22 protein-coding genes, 1 tRNA gene and 2 pseudogenes are annotated in these 25,188 nt (G+C 39.3%); 22 read left to right on the top strand and 3 right to left on the bottom strand.

The genetic code is table 11. From position 1 onward, the window contains the following. Positions 1-5: 5 nt before the first annotated feature. The 14 genes from leuB (at position 6) to N8M66_RS00620 (ending at position 15,434) form a co-directional block, all read left to right on the top strand. Positions 6-1,043, top strand: coding sequence for a 3-isopropylmalate dehydrogenase (gene leuB / locus N8M66_RS00685; RefSeq protein WP_261044991.1), 1,038 nt, complete (start codon positions 6-8; stop codon positions 1,041-1,043). Then, positions 1,040-1,309, top strand: coding sequence for a DUF1294 domain-containing protein (locus N8M66_RS00680; protein ID WP_247927898.1), 270 nt, complete (start codon positions 1,040-1,042; stop codon positions 1,307-1,309). The genes leuB and N8M66_RS00680 overlap by 4 nt, the downstream gene beginning before the upstream one ends. Before the next feature lie 3 nt (positions 1,310-1,312). Beyond that, positions 1,313-2,695 carry a 3-isopropylmalate dehydratase large subunit gene (gene leuC / locus N8M66_RS00675; RefSeq protein WP_261044989.1) on the top strand — a complete coding sequence of 461 codons (1,383 nt, stop codon included), beginning with the start codon at positions 1,313-1,315 and terminating at the stop codon, positions 2,693-2,695. Between the two features lie 9 nt (positions 2,696-2,704). Further along, a complete protein-coding gene (gene leuD / locus N8M66_RS00670) occupies positions 2,705-3,298 on the top strand; it encodes a 3-isopropylmalate dehydratase small subunit (protein WP_000410625.1) in 594 nt (197 codons plus the stop codon). Between the two features lie 27 nt (positions 3,299-3,325). Continuing rightward, on the top strand, positions 3,326-4,105 hold the full coding sequence (locus N8M66_RS00665; protein WP_261044988.1) for an L-threonylcarbamoyladenylate synthase: 780 nt from the start codon (positions 3,326-3,328) through the stop codon (positions 4,103-4,105). Between the two features lie 152 nt (positions 4,106-4,257). Then, entirely contained in the window at positions 4,258-6,168 is a 1,911-nt protein-coding gene (locus N8M66_RS00660; protein WP_261045463.1) for an McrB family protein, read from the top strand. After that, entirely contained in the window at positions 6,149-7,471 is a 1,323-nt protein-coding gene (locus N8M66_RS00655) for an McrC family protein (protein ID WP_419991937.1), read from the top strand. The genes N8M66_RS00660 and N8M66_RS00655 overlap by 20 nt, the downstream gene beginning before the upstream one ends. Before the next feature lie 173 nt (positions 7,472-7,644). After that, complete coding sequence (locus N8M66_RS00650) at positions 7,645-8,631, top strand: GMP reductase (RefSeq protein ID WP_049539787.1); 987 nt, start codon at positions 7,645-7,647, stop codon at positions 8,629-8,631. Positions 8,632-8,697: 66 nt separating this feature from the next. Next, positions 8,698-8,769, top strand: a tRNA-Arg gene (locus N8M66_RS00645). Positions 8,770-9,105: 336 nt separating this feature from the next. Beyond that, entirely contained in the window at positions 9,106-9,804 is a 699-nt protein-coding gene (gene rnc / locus N8M66_RS00640; protein ID WP_125415789.1) for a ribonuclease III, read from the top strand. Next, positions 9,795-13,334, top strand: a complete 3,540-nt coding sequence (gene smc, locus N8M66_RS00635) for a chromosome segregation protein SMC (protein WP_261044980.1) — start codon at positions 9,795-9,797, stop codon at positions 13,332-13,334. The genes rnc and smc overlap by 10 nt, the downstream gene beginning before the upstream one ends. Before the next feature lie 143 nt (positions 13,335-13,477). Further along, positions 13,478-14,404 (top strand): bifunctional riboflavin kinase/FAD synthetase, encoded by a 927-nt coding sequence (locus tag N8M66_RS00630; RefSeq protein ID WP_070482704.1) that lies wholly within the window; start codon positions 13,478-13,480, stop codon positions 14,402-14,404. 416 nt (positions 14,405-14,820) lie between these two features. Continuing rightward, complete coding sequence (locus tag N8M66_RS00625) at positions 14,821-15,024, top strand: AbrB family transcriptional regulator (RefSeq protein WP_261044977.1); 204 nt, start codon at positions 14,821-14,823, stop codon at positions 15,022-15,024. Between the two features lie 23 nt (positions 15,025-15,047). Beyond that, entirely contained in the window at positions 15,048-15,434 is a 387-nt protein-coding gene (locus N8M66_RS00620) for a type II toxin-antitoxin system death-on-curing family toxin (protein ID WP_261045461.1), read from the top strand. 195 nt (positions 15,435-15,629) lie between these two features. Here the strand turns inward: N8M66_RS00620 and N8M66_RS00615 are convergent. From N8M66_RS00615 to N8M66_RS00605, 3 genes and pseudogenes are all read right to left on the bottom strand, one after another. Further along, positions 15,630-16,442: pseudogene (locus N8M66_RS00615) on the bottom strand (TIGR03943 family putative permease subunit); the annotation flags it as partial. Further along, positions 16,439-17,344, bottom strand: coding sequence for a permease (locus tag N8M66_RS00610; protein WP_261044975.1), 906 nt, complete (start codon positions 17,342-17,344; stop codon positions 16,439-16,441). The gene N8M66_RS00610 and the pseudogene N8M66_RS00615, both read right to left, overlap by 4 nt. Further along, positions 17,345-17,476: an SPJ_0845 family protein gene (locus N8M66_RS00605; protein WP_004234728.1), complete on the bottom strand. Its 132-nt coding sequence runs from the start codon at positions 17,474-17,476 to the stop codon at positions 17,345-17,347. Between the two features lie 150 nt (positions 17,477-17,626). Here N8M66_RS00605 and N8M66_RS00600 point away from each other — a divergent pair, with 150 nt between their 5' ends. The 8 genes and pseudogenes from N8M66_RS00600 (at position 17,627) to N8M66_RS00570 (ending at position 25,187) form a co-directional block, all read left to right on the top strand. Further along, a complete protein-coding gene (locus N8M66_RS00600) occupies positions 17,627-18,007 on the top strand; it encodes a PBECR2 nuclease fold domain-containing protein (RefSeq protein ID WP_084863369.1) in 381 nt (126 codons plus the stop codon). A gap of 384 nt (positions 18,008-18,391) precedes the next feature. Continuing rightward, positions 18,392-18,474: pseudogene (locus tag N8M66_RS09440) on the top strand (acetyl transferase); the annotation flags it as partial. A gap of 103 nt (positions 18,475-18,577) precedes the next feature. Further along, positions 18,578-20,707, top strand: coding sequence for a Tex family protein (locus N8M66_RS00595; RefSeq protein ID WP_261044973.1), 2,130 nt, complete (start codon positions 18,578-18,580; stop codon positions 20,705-20,707). Next, on the top strand, positions 20,694-21,143 hold the full coding sequence (locus N8M66_RS00590) for a SprT family protein (RefSeq protein ID WP_261044972.1): 450 nt from the start codon (positions 20,694-20,696) through the stop codon (positions 21,141-21,143). Before N8M66_RS00595 ends, N8M66_RS00590 begins: the two co-directional genes overlap by 14 nt. A 58-nt stretch (positions 21,144-21,201) precedes the next feature. After that, positions 21,202-21,474 (top strand): PspC domain-containing protein, encoded by a 273-nt coding sequence (locus N8M66_RS00585; RefSeq protein ID WP_001085048.1) that lies wholly within the window; start codon positions 21,202-21,204, stop codon positions 21,472-21,474. A 192-nt stretch (positions 21,475-21,666) separates the two neighbouring features. Beyond that, the gene (locus N8M66_RS00580; protein ID WP_049547182.1) at positions 21,667-22,323 is read left to right on the top strand and encodes a hypothetical protein; all 657 of its coding nucleotides are present in this window, start codon (positions 21,667-21,669) and stop codon (positions 22,321-22,323) included. A 3-nt stretch (positions 22,324-22,326) separates the two neighbouring features. Further along, a complete protein-coding gene (locus tag N8M66_RS00575) occupies positions 22,327-23,835 on the top strand; it encodes a hypothetical protein (RefSeq protein ID WP_049547181.1) in 1,509 nt (502 codons plus the stop codon). 593 nt (positions 23,836-24,428) lie between these two features. Continuing rightward, positions 24,429-25,187 carry an ABC transporter ATP-binding protein gene (locus N8M66_RS00570; protein WP_000173358.1) on the top strand — a complete coding sequence of 253 codons (759 nt, stop codon included), beginning with the start codon at positions 24,429-24,431 and terminating at the stop codon, positions 25,185-25,187. The last annotated feature ends 1 nt before the right edge of the window (position 25,188 follow it).

The raw sequence follows: 25,188 nt of genomic DNA, 5'->3' as shown, positions 1-25,188 counted from the left end.
ATGCTATGACAAAGAAAATAGTAGCTCTAGCAGGGGACGGAATCGGTCCAGAAATCATGGAGGCTGGTTTAGAGGTTCTGGAGGCTCTAGCTGAAAAAACAGGTTTTGACTATGAGATTGACAGACGACCCTTCGGAGGTACAGGTATTGATGCTGCAGGGCATCCCTTACCTGATGGAACCCTCAAGGCATGTAGAGAAGCAGATGCTATTCTCCTAGCGGCTATCGGTAGTCCTCAGTATGATGGAGCAGCGGTTCGCCCTGAACAAGGCTTGCTGGCTCTCCGTAAGGAACTCAATCTCTATGCCAATATTCGCCCGGTAAAAATCTTTGATAGTCTCAAGCATTTGTCACCACTCAAACCAGAACGAATTGCTGGTGTAGACTTTGTAGTTGTGCGTGAGTTGACAGGCGGGATTTACTTTGGGGACCATATCCTTGAAGAGCGAAAAGCGCGTGATATTAACGACTATAGCTATGAGGAAGTGGAGCGGATTATTCGTAAGGCCTTTGAAATTGCAAGAAATCGCAGAAAAATCGTGACTAGTATCGATAAGCAAAATGTTCTAGCGACCTCAAAACTTTGGCGGAAAGTAGCTGAGGAAGTCGCGCAGGATTTTCCAGATGTAACCTTGGAACACCAATTGGTGGACTCAGCTGCCATGCTCATGATTACCAATCCTGCCAAGTTTGATGTTATCGTGACAGAGAATCTTTTCGGAGATATTCTGTCTGATGAATCAAGCGTTCTATCTGGCACACTTGGGGTTATGCCATCAGCCAGTCATTCTGAAAATGGACCAAGTCTCTATGAACCTATTCACGGTTCAGCACCTGATATTGCTGGTCAAGGAATTGCCAATCCTATCTCCATGATTTTATCAGTTGCCATGATGTTGAGAGACAGTTTTGGACGTTATGAGGATGCAGAGCGTATCGAGCGTGCTGTTGAGGCAAGTTTGGCAGCTGGTGTTTTAACAAGAGATATTGGTGGACAGGCTTCTACCAAGGAAATGACAGAAGCCATTATTGCAAGGTTATGAAGTTAGACGAAAAAATTACTCTAGTCCTTTTGATTTGGAATGTCATGGTTTTCTTGATTTATGGCATTGACAAATCCAAGGCAAGGAGAAGAGCTTGGCGCATCCCTGAGAAAATCTTACTCATTTTAGCCTTTACTTGTGGTGGTTTTGGTGCCTGGTTAGCAGGAATCATCTTTCATCACAAGACTAGAAAATGGTACTTTAAAACGGTTTGGTTTCTCGGGATGGTGACCACACTAGTAGCCTTATATATTATTTGGAGGTAATGGATGGCAGGAAAATCGATTTTTGATAAATTATGGGACCGTCATGTCATCACAGGAGAAGAGGGGCAGCCCCAACTCATGTACGTGGACCAGCATTATATCCACGAAGTGACCAGTCCTCAGGCCTTTCAAGGATTACAAGACGCAGGTCGTAGATTGAGACGACCAGAATTGACATTTGGAACCTTTGACCACAATGTCCCAACAGTCAATATCTATGATATTCGAGATGTGATTTCTAAGGCTCAAATTGATAAGCTTGCTGAAAATGTTGAGGAATTTGGGATTGAACATGCAGCCCACGGTTCTGAAAAACAGGGGATCGTTCACATGGTTGGTCCAGAAACAGGACGGACGCAACCAGGAAAATTCATCGTCTGCGGAGATAGCCATACGGCAACCCACGGGGCTTTCGGAGCGATCGCCTTTGGAATTGGGACCAGTGAAGTCGAACATGTCTTTGCTACCCAAACCCTCTGGCAGGTCAAACCTAAGAAAATGCTGGTAGAATTCACTGGTGTTCCTCAAAAAGGAGTTTATTCTAAGGATTATATTTTAGCCTTAATTGCCAAGTACGGCGTTGCCTGTGGTGTTGGCTATGTGGTGGAATATCGGGGACAAGCGATTGATGCATTGAGCATGGAAGAGCGAATGACCATCTGCAATATGTCCATCGAGTTTGGCTCCAAGATGGGAATCATGAATCCGGATCAGACTACCTATGACTATCTCAAGGGACGCGAGTGTGTTCCAGAGAATTTCGAAGAGGCTGTGGCGGATTGGAAAACAATTGTCAGTGATGACGATGCCGTATACGATAAGGTTATCCAGATGGATGTCTCAGACTTAGCTCCTATGGTAACCTGGGGAACCAATCCTGCTATGGGAGTTGACTTTGACAGCAGTTTCCCAGAAATTAAGGATATGAATGATGAGCGCGCATACAATTACATGGATTTGGAACCTGGTCAAAAGCCAGCGGATATTGAACTAGGCTATATCTTCATCGGGTCTTGTACCAATGCTCGTCTCAGTGACTTGCAGCTGGCGGCTCGATTTGTCAAAGGGAAGAAGATAGCTCCAAATCTAACAGCAATCGTGGTTCCAGGCTCTCGTCCTGTTAAACGAGCTGCGGAGAAGTTGGGCTTGGATAAGGTTTTCCTAGATGCTGGCTTTGAGTGGCGAGACCCAGGTTGCTCCATGTGCCTGGGGATGAATCCTGACAAGGTTCCTGATGGGGTCCACTGTGCCTCAACCAGCAACCGAAACTTTGAAGACAGGCAGGGATTTGGAGCTAAGACCCATCTCTGTAGTCCAGCCATGGCAGCTGCGGCAGCTATTGCAGGGCGCTTTGTAGATGTTCGGCAAATGCCAGAAGCCCAGTAAGGAGAGGATATGGAGAAATTTACAGTTTATACAGGAACGACCGTTCCTCTCATGAATGATAACATTGACACTGACCAAATCCTACCCAAGCAGTTTCTCAAGTTGATTGATAAGAAAGGCTTTGGTAAGTATCTCATGTATGCTTGGCGTTATCTGGATGACAAGTATACTGAGGATCCTGACTTTGTCTTTAACCGACCTGAATATCGCAAAGCAAGTATCCTCATCTCAGGGGATAACTTTGGGGCAGGTTCTTCGAGGGAACACGCAGCTTGGGCTCTAGCGGACTATGGTTTTAAGGTCGTGATTGCAGGATCTTTTGGGGACATTCATTACAATAATGAACTCAATAATGGCATGTTGCCCATTGTTCAGCCCAGAGAGGTTAGAGAGAAACTAGCTCAGCTACAACCAAGTGACCAGGTAACTGTGGACTTGGAACAACAAAAAATCATCTCACCAGTTGGAGAATTCACTTTTGAAATTGATAGCGAATGGAAACATAAACTCTTAAATGGTTTAGATGATATCGGTATTACCTTGCAGTATGAAGACTTGATTGCTGCTTATGAAAAACAACGACCAGCCTACTGGCAGGATTAGAAAAAATAGAAAAGGAAATATAGAACTATGACAAAACACATTCAATGGAACGGAACACTTTCACAAGAAGGCTATGACATTTTAAAAGGTGAGGGCGGATGTATCGTTTGCCCTACAAAAGTTGGTTACATCATCATGACTAGTGATAAGGCAGGACTTGAACGCAAGTTTGAAGCTAAAGAACGTAACCGTAACAAACCAGGTGTTGTACTTTGTGGTAGCATGGAGGAGCTTCGTGCTTTAGCGCAACTTAACCCAGAAATTGAAGCCTTTTACCAAAAACATTGGGATGAAGATATTCTTCTTGGTTGTATCCTTCCATGGAAACCAGAAGCTTTTGAAAAACTAAAAGCATACGGGGATGGCCGTGAAGAACTTATGACTGACGTGCGTGGTACTAGCTGCTTTGTTATCAAATTTGGGAAAGCTGGGGAACAATTGGCTGCCAAACTTTGGGAAGAAGGTAAAATGGTCTACGCTTCATCTGCAAACCCATCTGGAAAAGGAAACCGTGGTAAGGTAGAAGGTATCGGAGAACGTATCGAAGGAGCAGTGGACCTTGTCATCGAGGCAGATGACTACGTGGCATCCATACAACCTGACAAAACGATTGAAACTCGCTACGAACAAGGTGTGATGGTGTCTATGGTTGATAAAGACGGCAAACTCATCCCAGAACAAGGAGGAGCGCGATCAACTTCACCAGCTCCAGTTGTGATCCGTAAAGGGCTTGACATTGATAAAATCATGATGCACCTGTCAGATACCTTTAACTCATGGGACTACCGTCAGGGTGAGTATTACTAAGATAAAAATGAAGTCTAGTGTTATGAGATATTTAAGCTCCTAACACTGGGCTTTTTGTTTAGAATTTCTTTTCTTTTTTATATAGATATGATATTCTATATGTGGAATATATAGTTTTTTATTCGAACATTATTATAAAAGGAGTAAGATTGATGACGAAAAGAAAAGTTAGTTTAGAAGATTTTTATAAATGGTACAGTCTGAATAAAGAAGAGTTATTAAATAAGGCAACTGCTGGTGAAAAGTTTAATGATAAATTAAAAGAAGAGTTTCTCCAGGAATGGCCTTTGGATAGGATTTTAACAATGTCAATCGATGAATATGTAATAGGAAAGGGACAGCAAAATAAGTCTTTGTGCTACGCTCTTGAGAAGGGAAAATACAAAAATCTATTTCTTGGAATTTCTGGTGGCTCAGCTTCAAAATTTGGTATTTATTGGAATAAAAAAACAAACAAATATAAAGATCAAGCTAATAATGAGATTTTAGAGTTGGATCAACGATTTTCAAAATTAAAATCAGATTTGTATGAAATTATCAAAGAAGGTATTCGTTTTAACTTTGAAAATCCTATTTTTGATATGAAAAGATCAACAAATGAATTTATTGGTCGTTCTGCTATGGTGACAAAATTACTTTGTATCTATTCTGAGGGATATCCTTTCTTTGGTGTAAATATTAATAGTCAAAAAGAATTTTGGAGCCACTTTGTTTCTCAAACAACTCAAGGTGGACCTTATCTGCAAAATCATAAAATAATTGAACTGTTGTCCAAAACTTATCCTGAGTTGGAGCCATCGAAATTAGGAACTATGCTTTTTGAGTATTCTAAGCTCTTTATGGAAAATAAGGAAGAAAATAGTACAATGGATTCATCAAACAATTTTCGTCATCAATTAACTCAATCTCTATTACAATCCAAAAACCTCATCCTCCGTGGTGCTCCTGGTACAGGAAAAACTTATCTTGCTAAAGAAATCGCTAAAGAATTAACGGATGGCAATGAAGACCAAATCGGCTTTGTACAGTTTCACCCATCTTATGACTATACGGATTTTGTAGAGGGATTGAGACCGATATCAAATGGGGATGGAGCTATCGAGTTTAAATTACAAGATGGTATTTTTAAGCAGTTTTGCCAGAAGGCTAAAGCAGCTAAGAAGACTGGAGGACAAGATAATTTTGATGAAGCTTGGACTAAACTAACGGATACTATCAATGAGAAACAGGGACAATATTTGTTTCCTCGTAGTTCAGTTCCAGCTAGTTTAAATAGCCAAGGGAATGTGAAGTTTGATTCTCCTGTTGCTACCAAAGAAAAAGTATATCTTTTGTACAAGGGTGAGAAGACTAAGTTAAAGTACGAAACTTATCAAAAAATCGTTTTAGATCACATGAAAGAAAGTTATGGCTTATCTGATTATGTTTCTCCAACAGAGATTAACACAGACAAAAACTTTGTATTCATTATTGATGAGATCAACCGTGGTGAGATTTCAAAGATTTTTGGAGAACTATTTTTCTCAATTGATCCTGGTTATCGTGGTGAAAAGGGAAGTGTATCTACCCAATATGCTAATTTACATGAAACTGATGAGAAATTTTATATCCCTGACAATGTCTATATCATCGGAACCATGAATGATATAGACAGATCTGTTGATACTTTCGATTTTGCTATGCGTCGTCGCTTCCGTTTTGTAGAAATAACAGCTGAAAGTCAGTTAGGAATGCTAGATAAAGAACTCAAAGACAATGCAGAAGAAGCAAAACTTCGTCTTAGAAACTTAAATGCTGCTATCGAAAATGTTCAAGAGTTAAACAGTCACTATCATATCGGACCAAGTTATTTCCTTAAACTAGAAGAAGTAAACTTTGATTATGAATTACTCTGGTCTGATTACCTCAAACCACTTTTGGAAGATTACTTACGAGGCTCTTATGAGGAGGCTGAAACTCTGTATACATTGAAAAAAGCATTCGACCTGATAAAGAATGAGCAACAAGATCAGGCAGTAGCTGATAACAATGAAGGCGTTGAGAATGATAATACGTATAACTGATAATCAGCATAGAATTGCTAAAGAAGACTTTGTCGCAGAATATCCTAAGCTAAGTCAAGCACTTCTTGATAGAACACTGGATAACCTTTGTAAAGAGGAAAATATCTTTATTTTTCCAAATGATTTGAAGAATTCTCCTGACTTAGAGAAGGACCAAAAAATCTTTGAAACAGTTAATCAGAAAATCAAGACAGGAAATGTAATTGGTTTTCTGGGATATGGACAGGAACGATTAACGATTTCCTCACGTTTTTCTGATGAGAGTAATGACTATTTTTTGCATTATCTCTTACAAAAGGTTCTCAATATCAATCTGACTAGTTTGGATGTCGGTCTATCTCCTGAAGATAAGCTCTATCAACTCTTGATATATCTCTTCCCTAAGTATTTACAAGCTGCAATTCGAAAAGGTTTTTATAAGGAATACCAGAGATTTTCTCATAATGACAGTCATGTTAAGGGAGTGATTGATGTAAGAAACCATCTTAAGAAAAACCTTCCTTTCACGGGAAATATTGCCTACACAACGAGAGAGTTCACCTATGATAATCCTCTCATGCAGCTAATCCGTCACACTATTGAATACATTAAGAATAAGAAAAGCATTGGGCAAGGGGTTCTTGATAATCTCTTGACTAGTCGTGAAAATGTAGCAGAAATCGTGCGTGTAACGCCCTCTTATAAACTAGCTGATCGTGCTAAGATTATTCGGGTAAATCAATCTAAACCGATACGTCATGCATATTTTCACGAGTACAGAAAGTTACAAGAACTTTGTCTGATGATCCTAAACCAAGAAAAGCACGGTTTAGGATATCAAGATCAAAAAATTCATGGTATTCTTTTTGATGTTGCCTGGCTTTGGGAAGAGTATGTCTATACCTTGTTGCCAAAAGATTTCATCCATCCACGAAATAAAGAAAAGCTAGGTGGTATTTCAGTATTTTTTGTTGGAAAACGAAAAGTATATCCAGATTTTTATCAAGAAGAGCTTAAAATAGTATTAGATGCTAAGTATAAAAAACTGGAATTGACTGAAAAAGGAATCAACCGTGAGGACTTATTCCAGCTGATTTCCTATTCTTATATTTTAAAAGCTGAGAAGGCTGGTCTTGTTTTTCCGAGCAAGGACAAGGTTGTTGATAATGAGATAGGAAAGCTAGCAGGTTATGGAGCTTTGTTGAAGAAATGGTCTATCCAAATTCCTCAGGAGTCTTCATCTTATAGTGAATTTTGTGAAATGATGGAAAACTCAGAAGAAATTTTTAAAAGGAATATTGCTAACGAAGTGGGGAGAAAATAATCTCTCCTCTTTCTTTTATTATTTACACAATAAAATCCGAACAATATATTTTAAATTATAAAATTATTTGACAAAAACTGTACTTTAGTTTATAATAAATTAAGGAAACGTCGGAAAAGGCGTAGTGATGCGAGAGCATAGGTAGGTCATTACAAAAGAAACGAGACATCGATATGTTAAATGAATTTCCAATTTTTGATTACGAAGATATTCAATTGATTCCAAATAAATGTGTGATTAAAAGCCGTGCAGAAGCGGATACAAGTGTCACTCTAGGAAATCACACCTTCAAACTACCTGTTGTGCCAGCTAATATGCAGACGATTTTGGATGAAAGTGTAGCAGAGCAACTGGCTAAAGGTGGTTACTTCTACATTATGCACCGTTTTGATGAAGCAGGACGCATTCCTTTTATCAAACGCATGCACGATCAAGGTCTCATTGCTTCTATTTCTGTCGGTGTTAAGGACTATGAGTATGATTTTGTTAGCCAGCTCAAGGCTGATGCTCCCGAATATATCACGATTGACATTGCCCATGGTCATGCAGATAGCGTGATTTCTATGATTCAACACATCAAGAAAGAATTGCCAGATACTTTTGTCATTGCTGGAAATGTGGGAACACCAGAAGCAGTTCGCGAGTTGGAAAATGCGGGTGCGGATGCTACTAAGGTCGGAATCGGTCCTGGTAAGGTTTGTATTACCAAGGTCAAGACTGGTTTTGGTACAGGTGGTTGGCAGTTGGCTGCTCTACGCTGGTGTGCTAAGGCTGCCCGTAAACCGATTATCGCTGATGGTGGGATCCGTACTCACGGTGATATTGCCAAGTCTATCCGTTTCGGTGCCAGCATGGTTATGGTTGGTTCCCTCTTTGCAGGACACATCGAAAGTCCAGGGAAGACGATTGAAGTCGATGGTGAACAGTTCAAAGAATACTATGGTTCAGCTTCACAATATCAAAAAGGTGCTTACAAAAACGTGGAGGGCAAACGCATCTTGCTTCCTGCCAAAGGGCACTTGCAAGATACTTTAACTGAGATGGAACAAGACCTTCAAAGTGCTATTTCGTATGCGGGTGGACGTCAGGTTGCTGATCTTAAACACGTTGATTATGTGATCGTGAAAAACTCTATCTGGAATGGGGATGCTTCCCACTAAGACGGCCTATATGGCCAGAAAAAAACTTGTTATTAGAGCAAATTTCTGTTATAATAAAACAAGTTTCCACCCTTAGTGTAATGGATATCACGTAAGATTCCGGTTCTTGAGATGGGGGTTCGATTCCCTCAGGGTGGATGTAAATATTCTAAAAAAGCCTTTAAATAGGGCTTTTTATTTATCCTGCCTCAAATTTGCCTCTAATACTCTTTGAAAATCTCTTCAAACCACGTCAGCGTCGCCTTACCGTAGATATATGTAACTGACTTCGTCAGTCTTATCTACAACCTCAAAGCAGTGCTTTGAGCAGCCTGTGGCTAGCTTCCTAGTTTGCTCTTTGATTTTCATTGAGTATAAAACTGAAAATCTTTGTCTAAAGAATGCCCAAATTCCCTCCAGTCCCGTTTTAAAGTGACTCAGGGGGCTTTTTTTGATATAATAAAAAGGACTGTTATCAGTTAGAAAGAGGTTGGTATGAAAGAATTACAAACTGTACTAAAAAGCCGTTTTGCAATCGAATTTGCAGACAAAAATTTACTGGAAACTGCCTTTACTCATACGAGTTATGCCAATGAGCACCGCCTCTTAAAAATTTCACACAATGAACGCTTGGAATTTTTAGGAGACGCTGTTCTACAGTTATTGATTTCAGAATATCTGTATAAAAAATATCCTAAAAAGCCTGAAGGCGACTTGTCCAAACTCCGTGCCATGATTGTCCGTGAGGAAAGTTTGGCTGGCTTTGCGCGTGATTGCAAGTTTGACCAGTTTATAAAACTTGGTAAAGGGGAAGAAAAATCTGGTGGTCGCAATCGTGACACCATTCTTGGTGATGCCTTTGAAGCTTTTCTTGGTGCCCTTCTTTTGGACAAGGATGTGGCCAAGGTCAAGGAATTTATCTATCAAGTCATGATTCCTAAGGTTGAAGCAGGCGAATTTGAAATGATTACAGACTACAAAACCCATCTCCAAGAGTTACTTCAGGTCAATGGGGATGTGGCTATTCGTTATCAGGTGATTTCTGAAACGGGTCCTGCTCACGATAAGGTCTTTGATGTAGAAGTTCTAGTTGAAGGTAAGAGCATTGGTCAAGGTCAAGGTCGTTCTAAGAAATTAGCAGAGCAGGAAGCTGCCAAAAATGCCGTTGAGAAAGGGCTGGATTCATGTATTTAAAGGAAATCGAAATTCAGGGATTCAAGTCTTTTGCTGACAAGACTAAGGTTGTCTTTGACCAAGGTGTGACGGCAGTTGTTGGACCCAATGGATCTGGAAAGTCGAATATTACAGAAAGTCTGCGTTGGGCCTTGGGGGAGTCAAGTGTTAAGAGTCTCCGTGGTGGCAAGATGCCAGATGTCATCTTTGCTGGAACAGAAAGTCGCAAGCCACTCAATTATGCTTCTGTAGTTGTGACTCTGGATAATCATGACGGATTTATCAAGGACGCTGGTCAAGAAATCAGGGTGGAACGTCATATCTATCGTAGTGGAGATAGCGAATACAAGATTGACGGTAAGAAAGTCCGTCTACGTGATATTCATGACCTTTTCTTGGATACAGGTTTGGGACGAGATTCCTTCTCCATCATTTCCCAAGGGAAGGTTGAGGAGATTTTCAACTCCAAACCTGAGGAACGTCGTGCTATTTTCGAAGAAGCTGCAGGAGTTTTAAAATACAAGACTCGCAGAAAAGAAACTGAGAGCAAGCTGCAGCAAACTCAAGATAATCTAGACCGCTTAGAGGACATTATCTACGAGTTGGATAATCAAATCAAGCCTCTTGAGAAGCAAGCTGAGAATGCCCGTAAATTTCTAGACTTGGAAGGTCAACGTAAGGCCATTTATTTAGATGTTTTGGTTGCTCAAATCAAGGAAAATAAGGCTGAACTAGACTCGACAGAAGAAGAGTTAGCTCAGGTTCAGGAACTATTGACTAGTTATTACCAAAAGCGTGAAAAATTAGAAGAGGAAAATCAAACTCTTAAAAAGCAACGCCAAGATTTGCAGGCTGAAATGGCCAAAGATCAAGGAAGTTTGATGGACTTGACCAGTCTGATTAGTGATTTAGAGAGAAAATTAGCCTTATCAAAACTGGAGTCCGAGCAAGTAGCCCTGAATCAACAGGAAGCACAAGTTCGTTTGGCTGCCTTAGAGGATAAGAGAAATTCACTCAGCAAAGAAAAATCTGATAAAGAAAGCTCTTTAGCTCTGTTAGAAGAAAATCTAGTCCAAAATAATCAAAAACTCAATCGTTTAGAAGCTGAATTGCTAGCTTTTTCAGACGATCCAGATCAGATGATTGAGCTCTTACGTGAACGCTTTGTATCTCTTTTACAAGAAGAAGCGGATGTCTCAAACCATCTGACCCGTATTGAGAATGAATTGGAAAATAGTCGTCAGCTTTCTCAAAAACAAGCAGATCAACTAGAAAAGTTGAAAGAACAGTTAGCTACAGCTAAAGAGAAGGCTAGTCATCAAAAAGAAGAGCTTGAAACTGCCAAGGAGCAAGTTCAGAAATTATTGGCTGACTATCAAGCTATTGCCAAGGAGCAAGAGGAGCAGAAATCTTCCTATCAAGCTCAACAAAGTCAACTATTTGACCGTCTGGATAATCTCAAAAACAAGCAGGCTCGAGCCCAGAGTTTAGAGAATATCCTTAGAAATCACAGTAACTTTTACGCGGGTGTTAAGAGTGTTCTTCAAGAAAAAGACCGTCTTGCTGGGATCGTTGGTGCAGTCAGTGAACATTTGACCTTTGATGTACATTATCAAACTGCCCTAGAAATTGCGCTTGGAGCTAGCAGTCAGCATATCATCGTAGAAGATGAAAACGCGGCAACCAAGGCGATTGATTTCCTCAAACGAAATAGAGCTGGTCGTGCGACCTTCCTTCCTTTGACCACTATCAAGGCGCGTACGATTTCTAGTCAGAACCAAGATGCTATTGCTGCAAGCCCAGGTTTCCTTGGGATGGCAGATGAGTTAGTTACTTTCGATACTAGACTGGAATCCATTTTCAAGAACTTGCTAGCCACGACAGCTATTTTTGATACTGTAGAGCATGCGCGTGCAGCAGCGCGCCAAGTTCGTTATCAGGTTCGTATGGTAACCCTTGATGGAACAGAGTTACGTACAGGTGGTTCCTATGCAGGTGGAGCCAATCGCCAGAATAATAGTATTTTCATCAAGCCAGAGCTGGAGCAATTGCAAAAAGAAATTGCTAAAGAAGAAGCAAGCTTGCGTACAGATGAAGCGAGTTTGAAGACCTTGCAAGATGAGATAGCTAGATTGACCGAATCATTAGAAGCTATTAAATCTCAGGGAGAGCAGGCTCGTATCCAGGAGCAAGGTTTATCTCTCGCTTATCAGCAGACCAGTCAGCAAGTTGAAGAACTGGAAACTCTTTGGAAACTTCAAGAAGAGGAATTAAATCGTCTTTCTGAGGGAGATTGGCAAGCGGATAAGGAAAAATGCCAAGAGCGCCTTACTAAAATCGCAAGCGACAAGCAAAATCTGGAAGCTGAGATTGAAGAGATTAAGTCTAACAAAAACGCCATCCAAGAACGCTATCAAAACTTGCAGGAAGAGCTAGCGCAAGCTCGCTTGCTTAAGACAGAACTGCAAGGACAAAAACGTTATGAAGTGGCTGATATTGAACGCTTAGGTAAGGAACTAAGTAATCTTGATCTTGAGCAAGAGGAAATTCAGCGCCTTCTTCAAGAAAAGGTTGATAATCTGGAGAAGGTTGATACAGAATTGCTCAGTCAACAGGCTGAAGAAGCCAAAACTCAGAAAACAAATCTCCAACAAGGTTTGATTCGTAAGCAGTTTGAGTTGGATGATATAGAAGGTCAGCTGGATGATATTGCCAGTCATTTGGATCAGGCTCGTCAGCAGAATGAAGAGTGGATTCGCAAGCAAACTCGTGCTGAAGCCAAGAAAGAAAAGGTCAGCGAGCGTTTGCGCCATCTACAAAGTCAATTAACAGACCAGTACCAGATTAGCTATACTGAAGCTCTAGAAAATGCACATGAATTGGAAAATCTCAATCTAGCTGAGCAAGAGGTTAAGGATTTGGAGAAAGCTATTCGCTCACTGGGTCCTGTCAATTTAGACGCTATTGAACAGTATGAAGAAGTCTACAGCCGTCTGGATTTCCTAAATAGCCAGCGAGATGATATTCTGTCTGCGAAAAATCTGCTTCTTGAGACTATCACAGAGATGAATGATGAGGTTAAGGAACGCTTTAAATCAACCTTTGAGGCTATTCGTGAATCCTTTAAAGTGACCTTCAAGCAGATGTTTGGCGGAGGTCAAGCAGACTTGATTTTGACTGAGGGAGACCTGCTGACAGCTGGGGTTGAGATTTCTGTCCAACCACCAGGCAAGAAAATCCAGTCGCTTAACCTCATGAGTGGTGGTGAAAAAGCTCTTTCTGCTCTTGCTTTGCTTTTCTCTATCATTCGAGTTAAGACTATCCCGTTTGTTATCTTAGATGAGGTAGAGGCTGCGTTAGATGAAGCCAATGTTAAACGTTTTGGGGATTACCTTAACCGCTTTGATAAGGACAGCCAGTTTATCGTCGTAACCCACCGTAAGGGAACCATGGCAGCAGCCGATTCTATCTATGGAGTGACCATGCAAGAATCAGGTGTCTCAAAAATTGTTTCGGTTAAGTTAAAAGATTTGGAAGAAACAGTAAACTAAGCGCTAAACGATAGCATCTCTTAGGAGGTGCTATTTTTTTAAACTAACATTTTGAAAAGTTTTTTAAGGTCAGTTTAGGGGCAAAAAACGACATTTGGGCTTTCCTTTTAGCGAAAAGGCTTTCTCTATGATATAATAGTTTCATGATTACAACAGTACCTATAAAAAATGAAAAAGACATCGCAGTACCGGATAAAACAGTTCTTGTATTAGGCTATTTTGACGGTATTCATAAGGGACATCAAAAGCTTTTTGAAGTAGCTAGTAAGGCTTCGATGAAAGATTATCTACCAGTTGTCGTGATGACCTTTACAGAGTCCCCTAAGCTTGCTTTGCAACCTTACAAGCCAGAATTAATGCTTCATATTGTCAGCCATGAAGAACGGGAACATAAGATGAAATGGCATGGAGTAGAGGCTCTTTTCTTACTTGACTTTAGTAGTAAATTTGCTAGTTTAACGGGTCAAGAGTTCTTTGATACCTATGTTAGGGCATTAAAACCCGCTATTATCGTAGCAGGATTTGATTACACCTTTGGTTCTGATAAAAAAACTGCGGCTGACCTGAAGGATTATTTTGATGGAGAAATCATCATTGTTCCACCTGTTGAGGATGAAAAGGGGAAGATTAGTTCTACTCGTATTCGGCAAGCTATTCTTGATGGAGATGTCAGGGAAGCTAATTATTTACTCGGTACTCCTTTACCATCACGTGGAATGGTTGTTCATGGTAATGCTCGTGGACGGACTATCGGTTACCCAACAGCAAACCTAGTTTTACGAGATCGAACCTATATGCCAGCAGATGGTGTTTACGTAGTCGATGTCGAAGTGCAACGTAAAAGATATCGTGGAATGGCGAGTGTCGGGAAAAATGTTACTTTTGATGGAGAAGAGCCACGTTTTGAAGTCAATATTTTTGATTTTTCAGATGATATTTACGGTGAAACAGTTATTGTTTACTGGCTAGACCGTGTCCGAGAAATGGTCAAATTTGACTCCGTTGAAGAACTGGTAGATCAACTCCAGAAAGATGAAGAAATTGCTCGGAATTGGAAGGATGGAGAGTAGGATGTTTAAAAAGTGAACCATATTTTGTGTTTGCTTTTTTATTTTTGGAAAAAATTCTTATAGATATAAACCTAATTGAAGGTTTGTTCGAAATCTGTTAAAATAGGGATATTAATAACTTTAAAAAATAAAGAAAAGAGATTATATGATTACAGGTGAATTAAAAAATAAAATTGATCAGTTGTGGGAAATGCTTTGGACTGAAGGTAACGCAAATCCTCTAACAAATATTTAATATATGACATAAAGAGCAAAATCATAATTGACAATTAAAAAATCTCTGGAAGAATTAGAAACCTTGAAAAAATCACTTATGCAGAAGTATTTTGGTTAAGATTTGATATGAGATAGCAGTTTTACACTATCATTGTAATTACCGTACTTATTTGTTACCATACTTCAAAGGAGGAAATCATATGGCAGTAAAAACAAGAAAACAAGGAAATTCAATTACCATTACGATTCCCAGTGAATTCAATATCACAAGTGACGAAATTATCTTTATTCCCGAAGAGTCTGGACATCAGATTTCTTATGTTTCTGATGATGCCTTTGATTTAAAACTGGATACAATTTTTGATGAATACGATGAAGTTTTCAAAGCTTTGGTAGAAAAATGACAGTATATTTAACGGAAGAGTAAATTGAAAAAATCAATGCTTTAGTAATTCAACGGTATTCTCCAAATAAGCAAATTCAAACATTTAGTCCTTCAGCGTTAAATATGATTGTAAACTTACCAGAACAATTTGTTTTTAGTAAACCTTTTTATCCAACAATTTTTGATAACGCAACAATATTATTTGTCCGATTGATAAAGAAGTATGTTTTTGCCAATGGCAATAAGCGAACAGCCTTTTATGTTTTGGTTCAATTTTTACAATTAAATGGTTATCACTTTTCTTTTTCTGCGGAAGAAGCTATTGATATGTGTGTGACGATAGCGGTAGGAGCTTTAACTGATGAAAAAATGATAAGCTATTCTAAATGGGTTTCTAAACATTTTATTAGAGAAAAAATTAAAAAATAAGCTAGTATGTTGGATTGAAATGAGCATAAGAAAAAAATAAAGAGACAATATTAGAAATCTGTCATGCAGAAACTGATATTGTCTCTTTTTATTGATGAGTGAGAATTTTCGGTGTCTTCCTACATCTCATATAATAAAAAACGAACAGGCTCTTTTTCTGTCATTCAGAAGAGAACTTGTTCGTTTTATCTTTGAAAACACTCGATACACGTAGGGATTTTCTGGTTTATCGACTTTGGTAAAGCTGTCAATTTCCAAGGTTGGGAGGTTTTGTTTGAGTTCCTTATGGTAGTGATTGACCAGTTTTCCTTTGGCTGTTATCCAGGTGTTATTCTCATACTGACGAGTATTTCCCTTGGTCAGCAATCCATATACACCAGAATCTGCGATACAGTGAATAATGCCGAAGCGGAATAGAAATTGGCTATTGGCATGACTGGGGTCATTGTAGACAAAGCCTGTGAACTGGACTGTCTTGCCCTCAAACTCATCTGGATAGTCATAGATAGCCTCCATGACTTCCATATAGTTTTCATTCGTAATCTGAATGCTATCTTGAGACAAGTATTTATCCGCCGCCGTTCTCATTTCCTTTTCATAGGCTGTTTTTGAGAAATAAGAACTGGTATCTGGTTTCAAATATTGGCTTGTCGTCCCTTCGCTGGTCTGAATGGCTTGATCTGTTCCTTCTGATAAGGGGAAATGATAGCCTTTGGCAGATACGGTCTGAGAATCCAAGCTAACAATTGGGAAAGTTAAACCAACAACAATTGGAATAGCCAGAAGAGCAATACTTGTTGCCTTCGCTAATCGGCTATTCAGATGACTGTGGGTTTTGACTTGCTTCATCCAGATATACAATTGAACGATTGCCAAGATAAAGGAAAGCACCATGGAAATATAGGCCAGATAGGAATAGTGCATGTTGATGTACTGGTTTAATTTGCCCGACAGATGGAGATAAATGGTCAGTTCAAAATAGCCAGCTAAAACTAAAAATCGAATCATAGGATGACTCCAATCAAGAGAGAATAGACTAAAACGACCAGAGTCACAATCGTAATGAAGTGACTGATAAATCGTGCTTTCAAGTAATTTTTCATCATGAGAATATTCTTGATATCCAGCATTGGGCCAATCACAAGAAAGGCCAGAACTGGTGCCAAACCGAAACTTGAGAGAAGAGAAGCACCGATAAAAGCATCCGCCTCGCTACAGAGCGACAGAAGAAAGGCCAAAAGCATCAAGAGCAGGATGGCAAAAAGAGGGGTCGCACTGATAGAGGTCAGAATGCGTGTCGGAACGTAGACCTGTATAACAGAGGCAAAGAGACAGCCAAATACCAAATAACGCCCCGTATCAAAAAATTCATCAATGGCCTGCACAAAGACTTGAAAAACTTTCTTTGCAGGGCTCAAGTGAGAAAAATCATGCTCATGACAGGCAAAACGATTTTCTTTTTGAATGGGTTCTTGCCAAAAAAATCCCAGAAAAATTCCAAGTATCACAGCCACAACAATGGAACCCAGAGCTCGTAGCAGGGCGACATGGAAGGAGTTTCCAAAGGCAGAATAGGTCGCAAAGAGAACAATAGGATTGATGACAGGTGCTGTTACGAGAAAGGGAACTGCCGTGTAACTGGGAACCTTCTTTTCCAGAAAACGATTGATAATGGGGACGATTCCACATTCACAAGAAGGGAAAAGTATCCCAACGAAGGTCCCAAAAAAGATTCTCCCCCAACGATTGCGAGGGAGAAAATGATAAACTTTTTCAGGTGTGATATAAACCTCAATCAGTCCTGAAACAATACTTCCGATCAGAACGAATGGTAGGGCTTCAATGATTATAGAGAGAAAAATAGCCCCAGTCTGAAGCACACTAGATGGGAGTTGTTGGAAAGCAGTCATCTAGTTTTTCTTTTCTGCTTTGGCTTTTTTCTCTTTGTCATCAGGGAAAGTGACTTGTTTCAAATCAGGGAGTTTCGCAAACTCTTCAAACATCTTGTCCAAGTCGTCCGTTTTTGTAAATTTTACAGCCATAGGTGTACCTCGATTCTAAATTCTACCTCTATTATACTATTATTTTGAGGAAAAGGGAAAAGTTAAAATTGAGTATCTAAGGAATAATAGAGCTTGATATATCCTGATATATGGTTGTGATATAATAGTTATGAAGTAACGGAGGAAATTATGAATCACGAAAAAATCGGTCAGGTTACCGACGAAGTAAAAGAAATTTTTAATATTATTATTGAAGCGAGTGATATCAAGGTTAACAAAGAAGGTTTAAGAAGTCATATGTTGAAACGGCATCATAATGATGTGATTCATCATATCGAAGATCTGGAACTTATACTAGATAATCCAGATTTCGTTGGGGTCAATCCACGAGAGAAAGATGCTAGTTTTGAATATGTTAAAAGATTTGATGATAATGTTCTTGTTGCCATCAAGTTACATAAAAGTGGTGATTTCTTTTATGTTCCGACCATGTATCGTTTACAAGATTACAAGTTACAAAGTCGTATTAAGTCTGGTAGATTGAGAAAACTTGACAAAAAAAGTAGATAGTGCTAGAATAATATTAACGAAAGACATTTGAGGGCAGAAAGGTTCCTGCCGCACCTTGAAAAAGGTATCTGAGATGCTGGGTACACCGACCAGCCAATTGTCCGTTATTTCAAAGGAGGGGCTTAAATGCTCCTTTTTTATTTAAAATTTCAAAATAGATTACACCCACCGCAGGCTCAGGCTTGCGTTTTTTTATTTCTCAAAAACACGCATTTTGAACGATTAGAAACAGAAATTACAATCCTATTCTTCAAAAAAACGTTTTCTTGAAGAATAGGGAGGGAGAATCGTGGCGCATTATTGTCAAAAATAAAAACAGTGAAATTAATCACTGATCCTTTTGTCAACTATTAGAATTAAATTGCAACCTTCTCAATAATGCGGGTCCCAGAACTGGCTATTATGTCTGATCCATTAAATACTTTTGATGTCATGGGGTGGTTAAAAAAGGAGGTAATGCTCTCTAAGTACAAGTTATTGCACTATAGAATATAAATCTATTCCCCACATATTGTTTTTAAATATTGTAAGAGGTAATTTGAAACGTTTAGCTTATGGTATAATAGATTTATGGATAAAAAATATGAAAAAATCTCCCAAGATTTGGGTGTGACCTTAAAACAAATTGATACTGTCTTGTCTTTAACAGCTGAAGGGGCAACTATTCCCTTTATCGCGCGTTATCGCAAGGACATGACTGGTAGTCTGGATGAGGTGGCGATTAAGGCTATTATTGACTTGGATAAGACTTTGACCAACCTAAATGACCGCAAGGAAGCTGTTCTAGCCAAAATTCACGAACAAGGCAAGTTGACCAAGGAATTGGAAGAAGCTATCTTAGCTGCCGAAAAATTAGCAGACGTAGAAGAACTCTATCTACCTTTTAAAGAAAAACGTCGGACTAAGGCAACCATTGCCCGTGAAGCTGGACTCTTTCCTCTTGCTCGCTTGATTTTGCAGAATGTAACTGACTTAGAGAAGGAAGCTGAAAAGTTCGTCTGTGAAGGATTTGCGACTGGCAAGGAAGCCTTAGCTGGTGCAGTTGATATCTTGGTCGAAGCCTTATCGGAGGATGTCAATTTACGTGCTATGACTTATCAGGAAGTGCTGAGACACTCTAAACTCACTTCTCAAGTCAAGGATGAAAGTCTCGATGAAAAGCAGGTTTTTCAGATTTATTATGATTTTTCAGAGACAGTTGGTAATATGCAGGGTTATCGTACCTTGGCCCTCAATCGTGGGGAGAAGCTAGGTGTCTTGAAGGTCGGTTTTGAACATGCGACGGACCGTATTCTTGCCTTCTTTGCTACTCGTTTCAAGGTGAAAAATGCTTATATTGATGAAGTGGTTCAGCAATCCGTTAAGAAAAAAGTCTTGCTTGCTATCGAGCGCCGTATTCGGACAGAATTGACTGAGAAAGCGGAGGAAGGAGCTATCCAACTCTTTTCTGACAATCTGCGCAATCTCCTCTTGGTTGCTCCATTGAAAGGGCGCGTGGTTCTTGGGTTTGACCCTGCCTTTCGTACAGGTGCCAAGCTAGCTGTCGTTGATGCTACAGGAAAAATGCTGACAACTCAGGTCATTTATCCTGTCAAACCAGCATCAGCTCGTCAAATCGAAGAAGCTAAGAAAGATCTGGCAGACTTGATTGGTCAGTACGGCGTGGAAATCATTGCCATCGGAAATGGTACTGCTAGTCGTGAAAGTGAAGCCTTTGTGGCGGAAGTTCTTAAAGATTTCCCTGAAGTCAGCTATGTTATCGTCAATGAAAGTGGTGCTTCGGTCTATTCTGCCAGCGAACTTGCTCGTCAGGAATTTCCAGACCTAACCGTTGAAAAACGCTCTGCTATTTCTATCGCACGTCGTTTGCAAGATCCTCTTGCAGAGTTGGTCAAAATCGATCCTAAGTCAATTGGTGTCGGTCAATACCAACACGATGTCAGTCAGAAGAAACTATCTGAGAGTCTGGACTTTGTCGTCGATACCGTGGTAAACCAAGTCGGTGTCAATATCAATACAGCCAGCCCAGCTCTTCTCTCCCATGTCGCTGGACTCAATAAAACCATTTCTGAAAATATTGTCAAATACCGTGAGGAGGAAGGAAAAATCACTTCACGCGCCCAAATCAAGAAAGTTCCTCGTCTGGGTGCTAAAGCTTTTGAACAGGCCGCTGGTTTCCTTCGTATCCCTGAAAGTAGCAATATCCTTGATAATACAGGGGTTCACCCAGAAAACTACGCTGCTGTTAAGGAGCTCTTCAAACGTTTAGATATTAAAGACCTAAACGAAGAAGCCCAAAGCAAACTCAAGTCCCTTTCAGTCAAGGAAATGGCGCAAGAACTGAATCTTGGTCCAGAAACTCTTAAAGATATCATTGCAGATCTTCTCAAACCAGGTCGAGATTTCCGTGACTCTTTTGATGCTCCAGTTCTCCGTCAAGATGTACTGGATATCAAGGATCTTGTTGTCGGTCAGAAGCTAGAAGGTGTGGTGTGTAACGTTGTTGATTTCGGTGCCTTCGTTGATATCGGGATTCACGAGGACGGCTTGATTCATATTTCTCACATGAGTCGCAAATTTATCAAACATCCTAGCCAAGTAGTGTCAGTCGGAGATTTGGTAACGGTTTGGGTTAAGAAAATCGATACTGAACGTGAAAAAGTCAATCTGTCGCTCCTAGCTCCAAATGAAACTGACTGATTACGTTAAGCAGGTCTCACTAGAAGACTTCGGCAGACCTTTTATCCATCATGTCCAGTGGAATAGGCGTCTACGTTCGACAGGTGGGCGATTTTTCCCCAAAGATGGGCATTTGGATTTTAATCCCAAGGTTTATCAGGAACTGGGTCTGGATGTTTTTAGGAAAATTGTCCGACATGAACTCTGTCATTATCACCTCTATTTTCAAGGGAAGGGCTATCAACACAAGGATAGGGATTTTAAGGAACTTTTGAAAGCAGTTGATGGATTACGCTTTGTGCCCTCCTTGACAAATAGTCACTCTAAACCACTCAAACTTTATCGTTGTCAATCCTGCCAGCAAAGGTATCAGCGCAAGAGAAGGATTGATACTAAACGCTATCGCTGTGGAGTTTGTCGAGGTAAATTGCTACTAATAAATCAGCCTGAGGACTGATGAAAGCCGAGCCTACCTGTGATATACTATGTTTAACATAGCAGAAAGAGGAAATATCATGAACAGTAAATTTTATAAAATGAGACGAAATCGCATGATTTCAGGAGTTTTGGCAGGTCTGTCAGACAAGTGGAATTTTGATGTTACCCTTGTTCGTTTTCTATTTGCTATTTTTACAGTCGCAAACTTTGGACTTGGCGTGATTATCTATATCATCCTAGCTTCTGTCATGCCTACCAAGGAAGAAATCGAAGCAGAAATGTACGGAACAGGCCCACGCAAACGCAAAGAAGCCCAAGCCATTGACGATAATGAAGGCTGGTTTTGGTGAGGTGAATAATGAAATAAGCTTTGTATTATAAAAGACAAGGCTTTTTTCATCTTGTCAGAATCTATGGCTAAATGGTATAATAAGCATATAAAACGATTTTAATGAAAATTGTAGGACATGTTATACATTCTACTATGAAACTTCTCAAGTAGAATTGAATTTATAAATTTCAGAAAAATCTGGAGGAATTTTATGTTTGGACAAAATGTTACAAAATTGATTATTGTTTGCGATGATAAAACTCATGGATACGGCAATTATTTACGTCAACTCGTAAGTACAAATGATGATGAAGATAATTTAATCGTTGGCACAAAAGATGGTGCGATTGAAGTAGCTGTATGGCTCGAAAAGGACTATCTAGCTAATATGGCAACTTTAACATCTGAACAACATGTACTCTTTATTGGCGAGAATCAATCAAGTAAGAATGAAATATCAAGCATGAACATAAAATTTGAAAAATATGGAATGAAATATGGTTGGTTAGGAAAACGTGGAATGATGCTAGTCTCAGAAGTTATTAGTCAACCAGAAACTTATGATGAATTTGTTGATTTTTGTCGTGGATATAAGTCTGACTTTGAAAAGATAGAATTTTCAAAATCACTTCCAGAGCAAGCTTTAGACGCAGTTAACGACGTTGTAGGTGGCAACAAAGCAGCTTTGATAGCAGGCGGTGCACTTCTAGGCTTTTTGGCCCCTGGGATTACATTAGCTACTGGTGCAGTGCTAGGTGTTACTCAATTTCTTACAGGAACTGATAAAGAGAAAATCATGGATCAACAATACAGAGGTCTGACAGCTATACTATATTTGGATGGATTATCTGAGTTCTTGGAGGGATAAAGAATGGAAGCCTTTAAAGAGGGATATGAATTCTTTGAAAAGAACGCAGGTAATTTTGCAGGACATACTGCTGGTGTACATTATTTAGACTCTGTAGAATCAGAGATAAAGAAGTTGGTGAATAATCTAAATGAATTTGAATATAATGGTGCACGTATAGATACACTAAAGGGAGATGTTGCTGAGTTTTGGCATGCTGGGACTTTTAATATTAATGCAGCTATTAATTCTTCAAAAAACAGGGTACAAGTTGATCGTAGCCATGACTTTGGCTCTGCTGATATTACAGGAATAAACTTCGATGCTGAATTTGGTTTAAAATATTATAAGGATGGGACAGCAAGTGCAATCCAGCAATCGAAAAGTATTTTAAATCGTTTCAGTGAATATAAGTCTCAAGGTGGTAAAGACAGTTTAGATTTATATTTGGAGAAGAGAGGATACTCAGCAGATACAGTTTTAAGCGATCCAGTTTACTCAGGTCAGTATAGAGTAATACCCTCAGATCAATTAGAAGAAGCAATAATGTTTTTGAAAAGAAAAATACAAGAAGAATCTTCAAAACGAACAGACCAAGTTCATCGCTATGAAGAGACTCTAAAATTACTGAGTGATAAAGTTAAAGATAATGAGGGGAATGAATCGATTACTTTGTCGGAACAGGAAGCACGTGAACTTGCTACTTTGTCTAAGGAGGGTGGAGTAAATCCTGAGGATTTACACTTAACAACTGAAGAATTGATTAAGTATACCAATATCTTAAGACATGCGTATAAAGCTGGATTAACTGCAGCAACCATATCAATGGCATTAAGAGTTGCTCCTGAAGTATTGAATGCCATAGCTTATCTAGTTAAAAATGGAGAAATTGAAGAAGGTCAATTTAAAAAGATTGGATTTTCAGCGCTTACAGGTGCAGGCGAAGGATTTGTAAGAGGTACAGTTTCAGCAGCAATTACAGCAAGTTGTAAGGCAGGATTATGTGGTAATGCGATGAAATCTATTGATCCATCAGTAGTTGGTGCAGTGACAGTATTAGTGATGAATTCAATGAAAACTTCGTATCAAGTCACTACTGGTAACATGAGTAGAGCTGAGATGGTTAATGAATTAATCAAAGATATGTTTTTAACAACATGTGCTTTATCTATGGGTTCTGTAAGCCAGTCACTAATTGAAATTCCTGTATTTGGATACATGATTGGTAGTTTTGTAGGGTCTATAGCTGGTTCTGTAATTTACTCTTCAATATACAATCCAGTTCTATCATTTTGTGTTGATTCAGGATTTACTCTATTTGGTTTAGTAGAACAAGATTACGAGTTGCCTGAGGAAGTGGTTAAAGAAATTGGGATAGAAATTTTTGAATATGAGAAGTTTGAATACGGAACGTTTGAGTATGAAAAATTTGATTACGAGAGATTTGAGTATAAACAACTTAACTACGATAAGATTAAAACTATCTTCCTAAGAAGAGGAGTTATTGGTGTTAATTGTGTAGGATATTTATAATTTTTGGATTGAGTTATTTTAATAATATAATGGTAATTTTTAAAAAATTACAACTATTGTTGTGACTATCTTTACGAGAACATTTAAGATTTTAAAAGATGATTTATTACTATCATAAATTAGTTTTTTTAAGTTAGATTAGTCAATAACTATTACATGCTAAAATAAAAACGCAAAGAAGCCCAAGCCATTGACGATAATGAAGGCTGGTTTTGGTGAGGTAGAGACAGTTATTTGACTGTTAGTCTATAAATTCGACTAATCTATTTTAAAATTTTTTGAACCCTTGCATTCCGCAAGGGTTTTCTTCTTGCTTTCTTTTTATGGTAAAATATTTTTAATGAAATGACTACATTTCCCCCAATCTTACAAAAATGTAAGATTAAAGTCTCTTTTGTAAGGTTAGGTTATGGCAAGCGGTCTTTTTTTGATGTAAACTAGACTCATAAAGAACAAAGGAGTAACATCATGAAACCAATCTTACAGAAGAAAACAAGAAAACCAAGTCACAAAGAAATTGAGCGCGTTCAGCTGGGATGCGCTATGATGCAAGCTACATTTCATTTAATGGGATATTAAGAAAGGAGATTCTCATGACACTTTTAGATGTAAAACACGTTCAAAAAATTTATAAAACTCGTTTTCAGGGCAACCAAGTAGAGGCCCTCAAGGATATTCACTTTACCGTCGAAAAGGGTGACTACGTTGCCATCATGGGTGAGTCTGGTTCTGGTAAATCAACTCTTCTCAATATCCTAGCTATGCTGGATAAACCAAGTCGTGGCCAGGTTTACCTGAACGGAACAGACACAGCAACCATTAAAAATTCACAGGCCTCTAGCTTCCGTCGTGAAAAATTGGGCTTTGTCTTCCAAGACTTTAACTTGCTAGATACTCTGTCTGTTAAGGACAATATCTTGCTTCCGCTTGTCTTGTCAAGAAGACCTATTACGGAGATGATGAAGAAATTGGTGGTGACAGCTGAGAATCTAGGCATCAACCAATTGCAAGAGAAGTACCCTTATGAAATCTCTGGTGGGCAAAAACAGCGTGTAGCAGTAGCACGCGCCATCATCACTGAACCTGAAATTCTCCTTGCCGATGAGCCAACAGGAGCCCTTGATTCCAAGTCATCTGCAGCCTTACTTGATGTCTTTGATGAAATCAATGAGCGTGGTCAAACCATTCTCATGGTAACCCACTCAACGGCAGCAGCCAGCAGGGCTAAGCGTGTACTCTTTATCAAGGACGGCATTCTTTACAATCAAATCTACCGTGGAGAGAAGACAGAGCGTCAGATGTTCCAAGAAATCTCTGATACCTTGACTGTCATGGCAAGCGAGGTGAATTAGT

This window comes from Streptococcus mitis, assembly GCF_946188585.1.
Classification (GTDB): domain Bacteria; phylum Bacillota; class Bacilli; order Lactobacillales; family Streptococcaceae; genus Streptococcus; species Streptococcus mitis_DG.
This window is presented reverse-complemented; position numbering and strand designations above follow the sequence as displayed.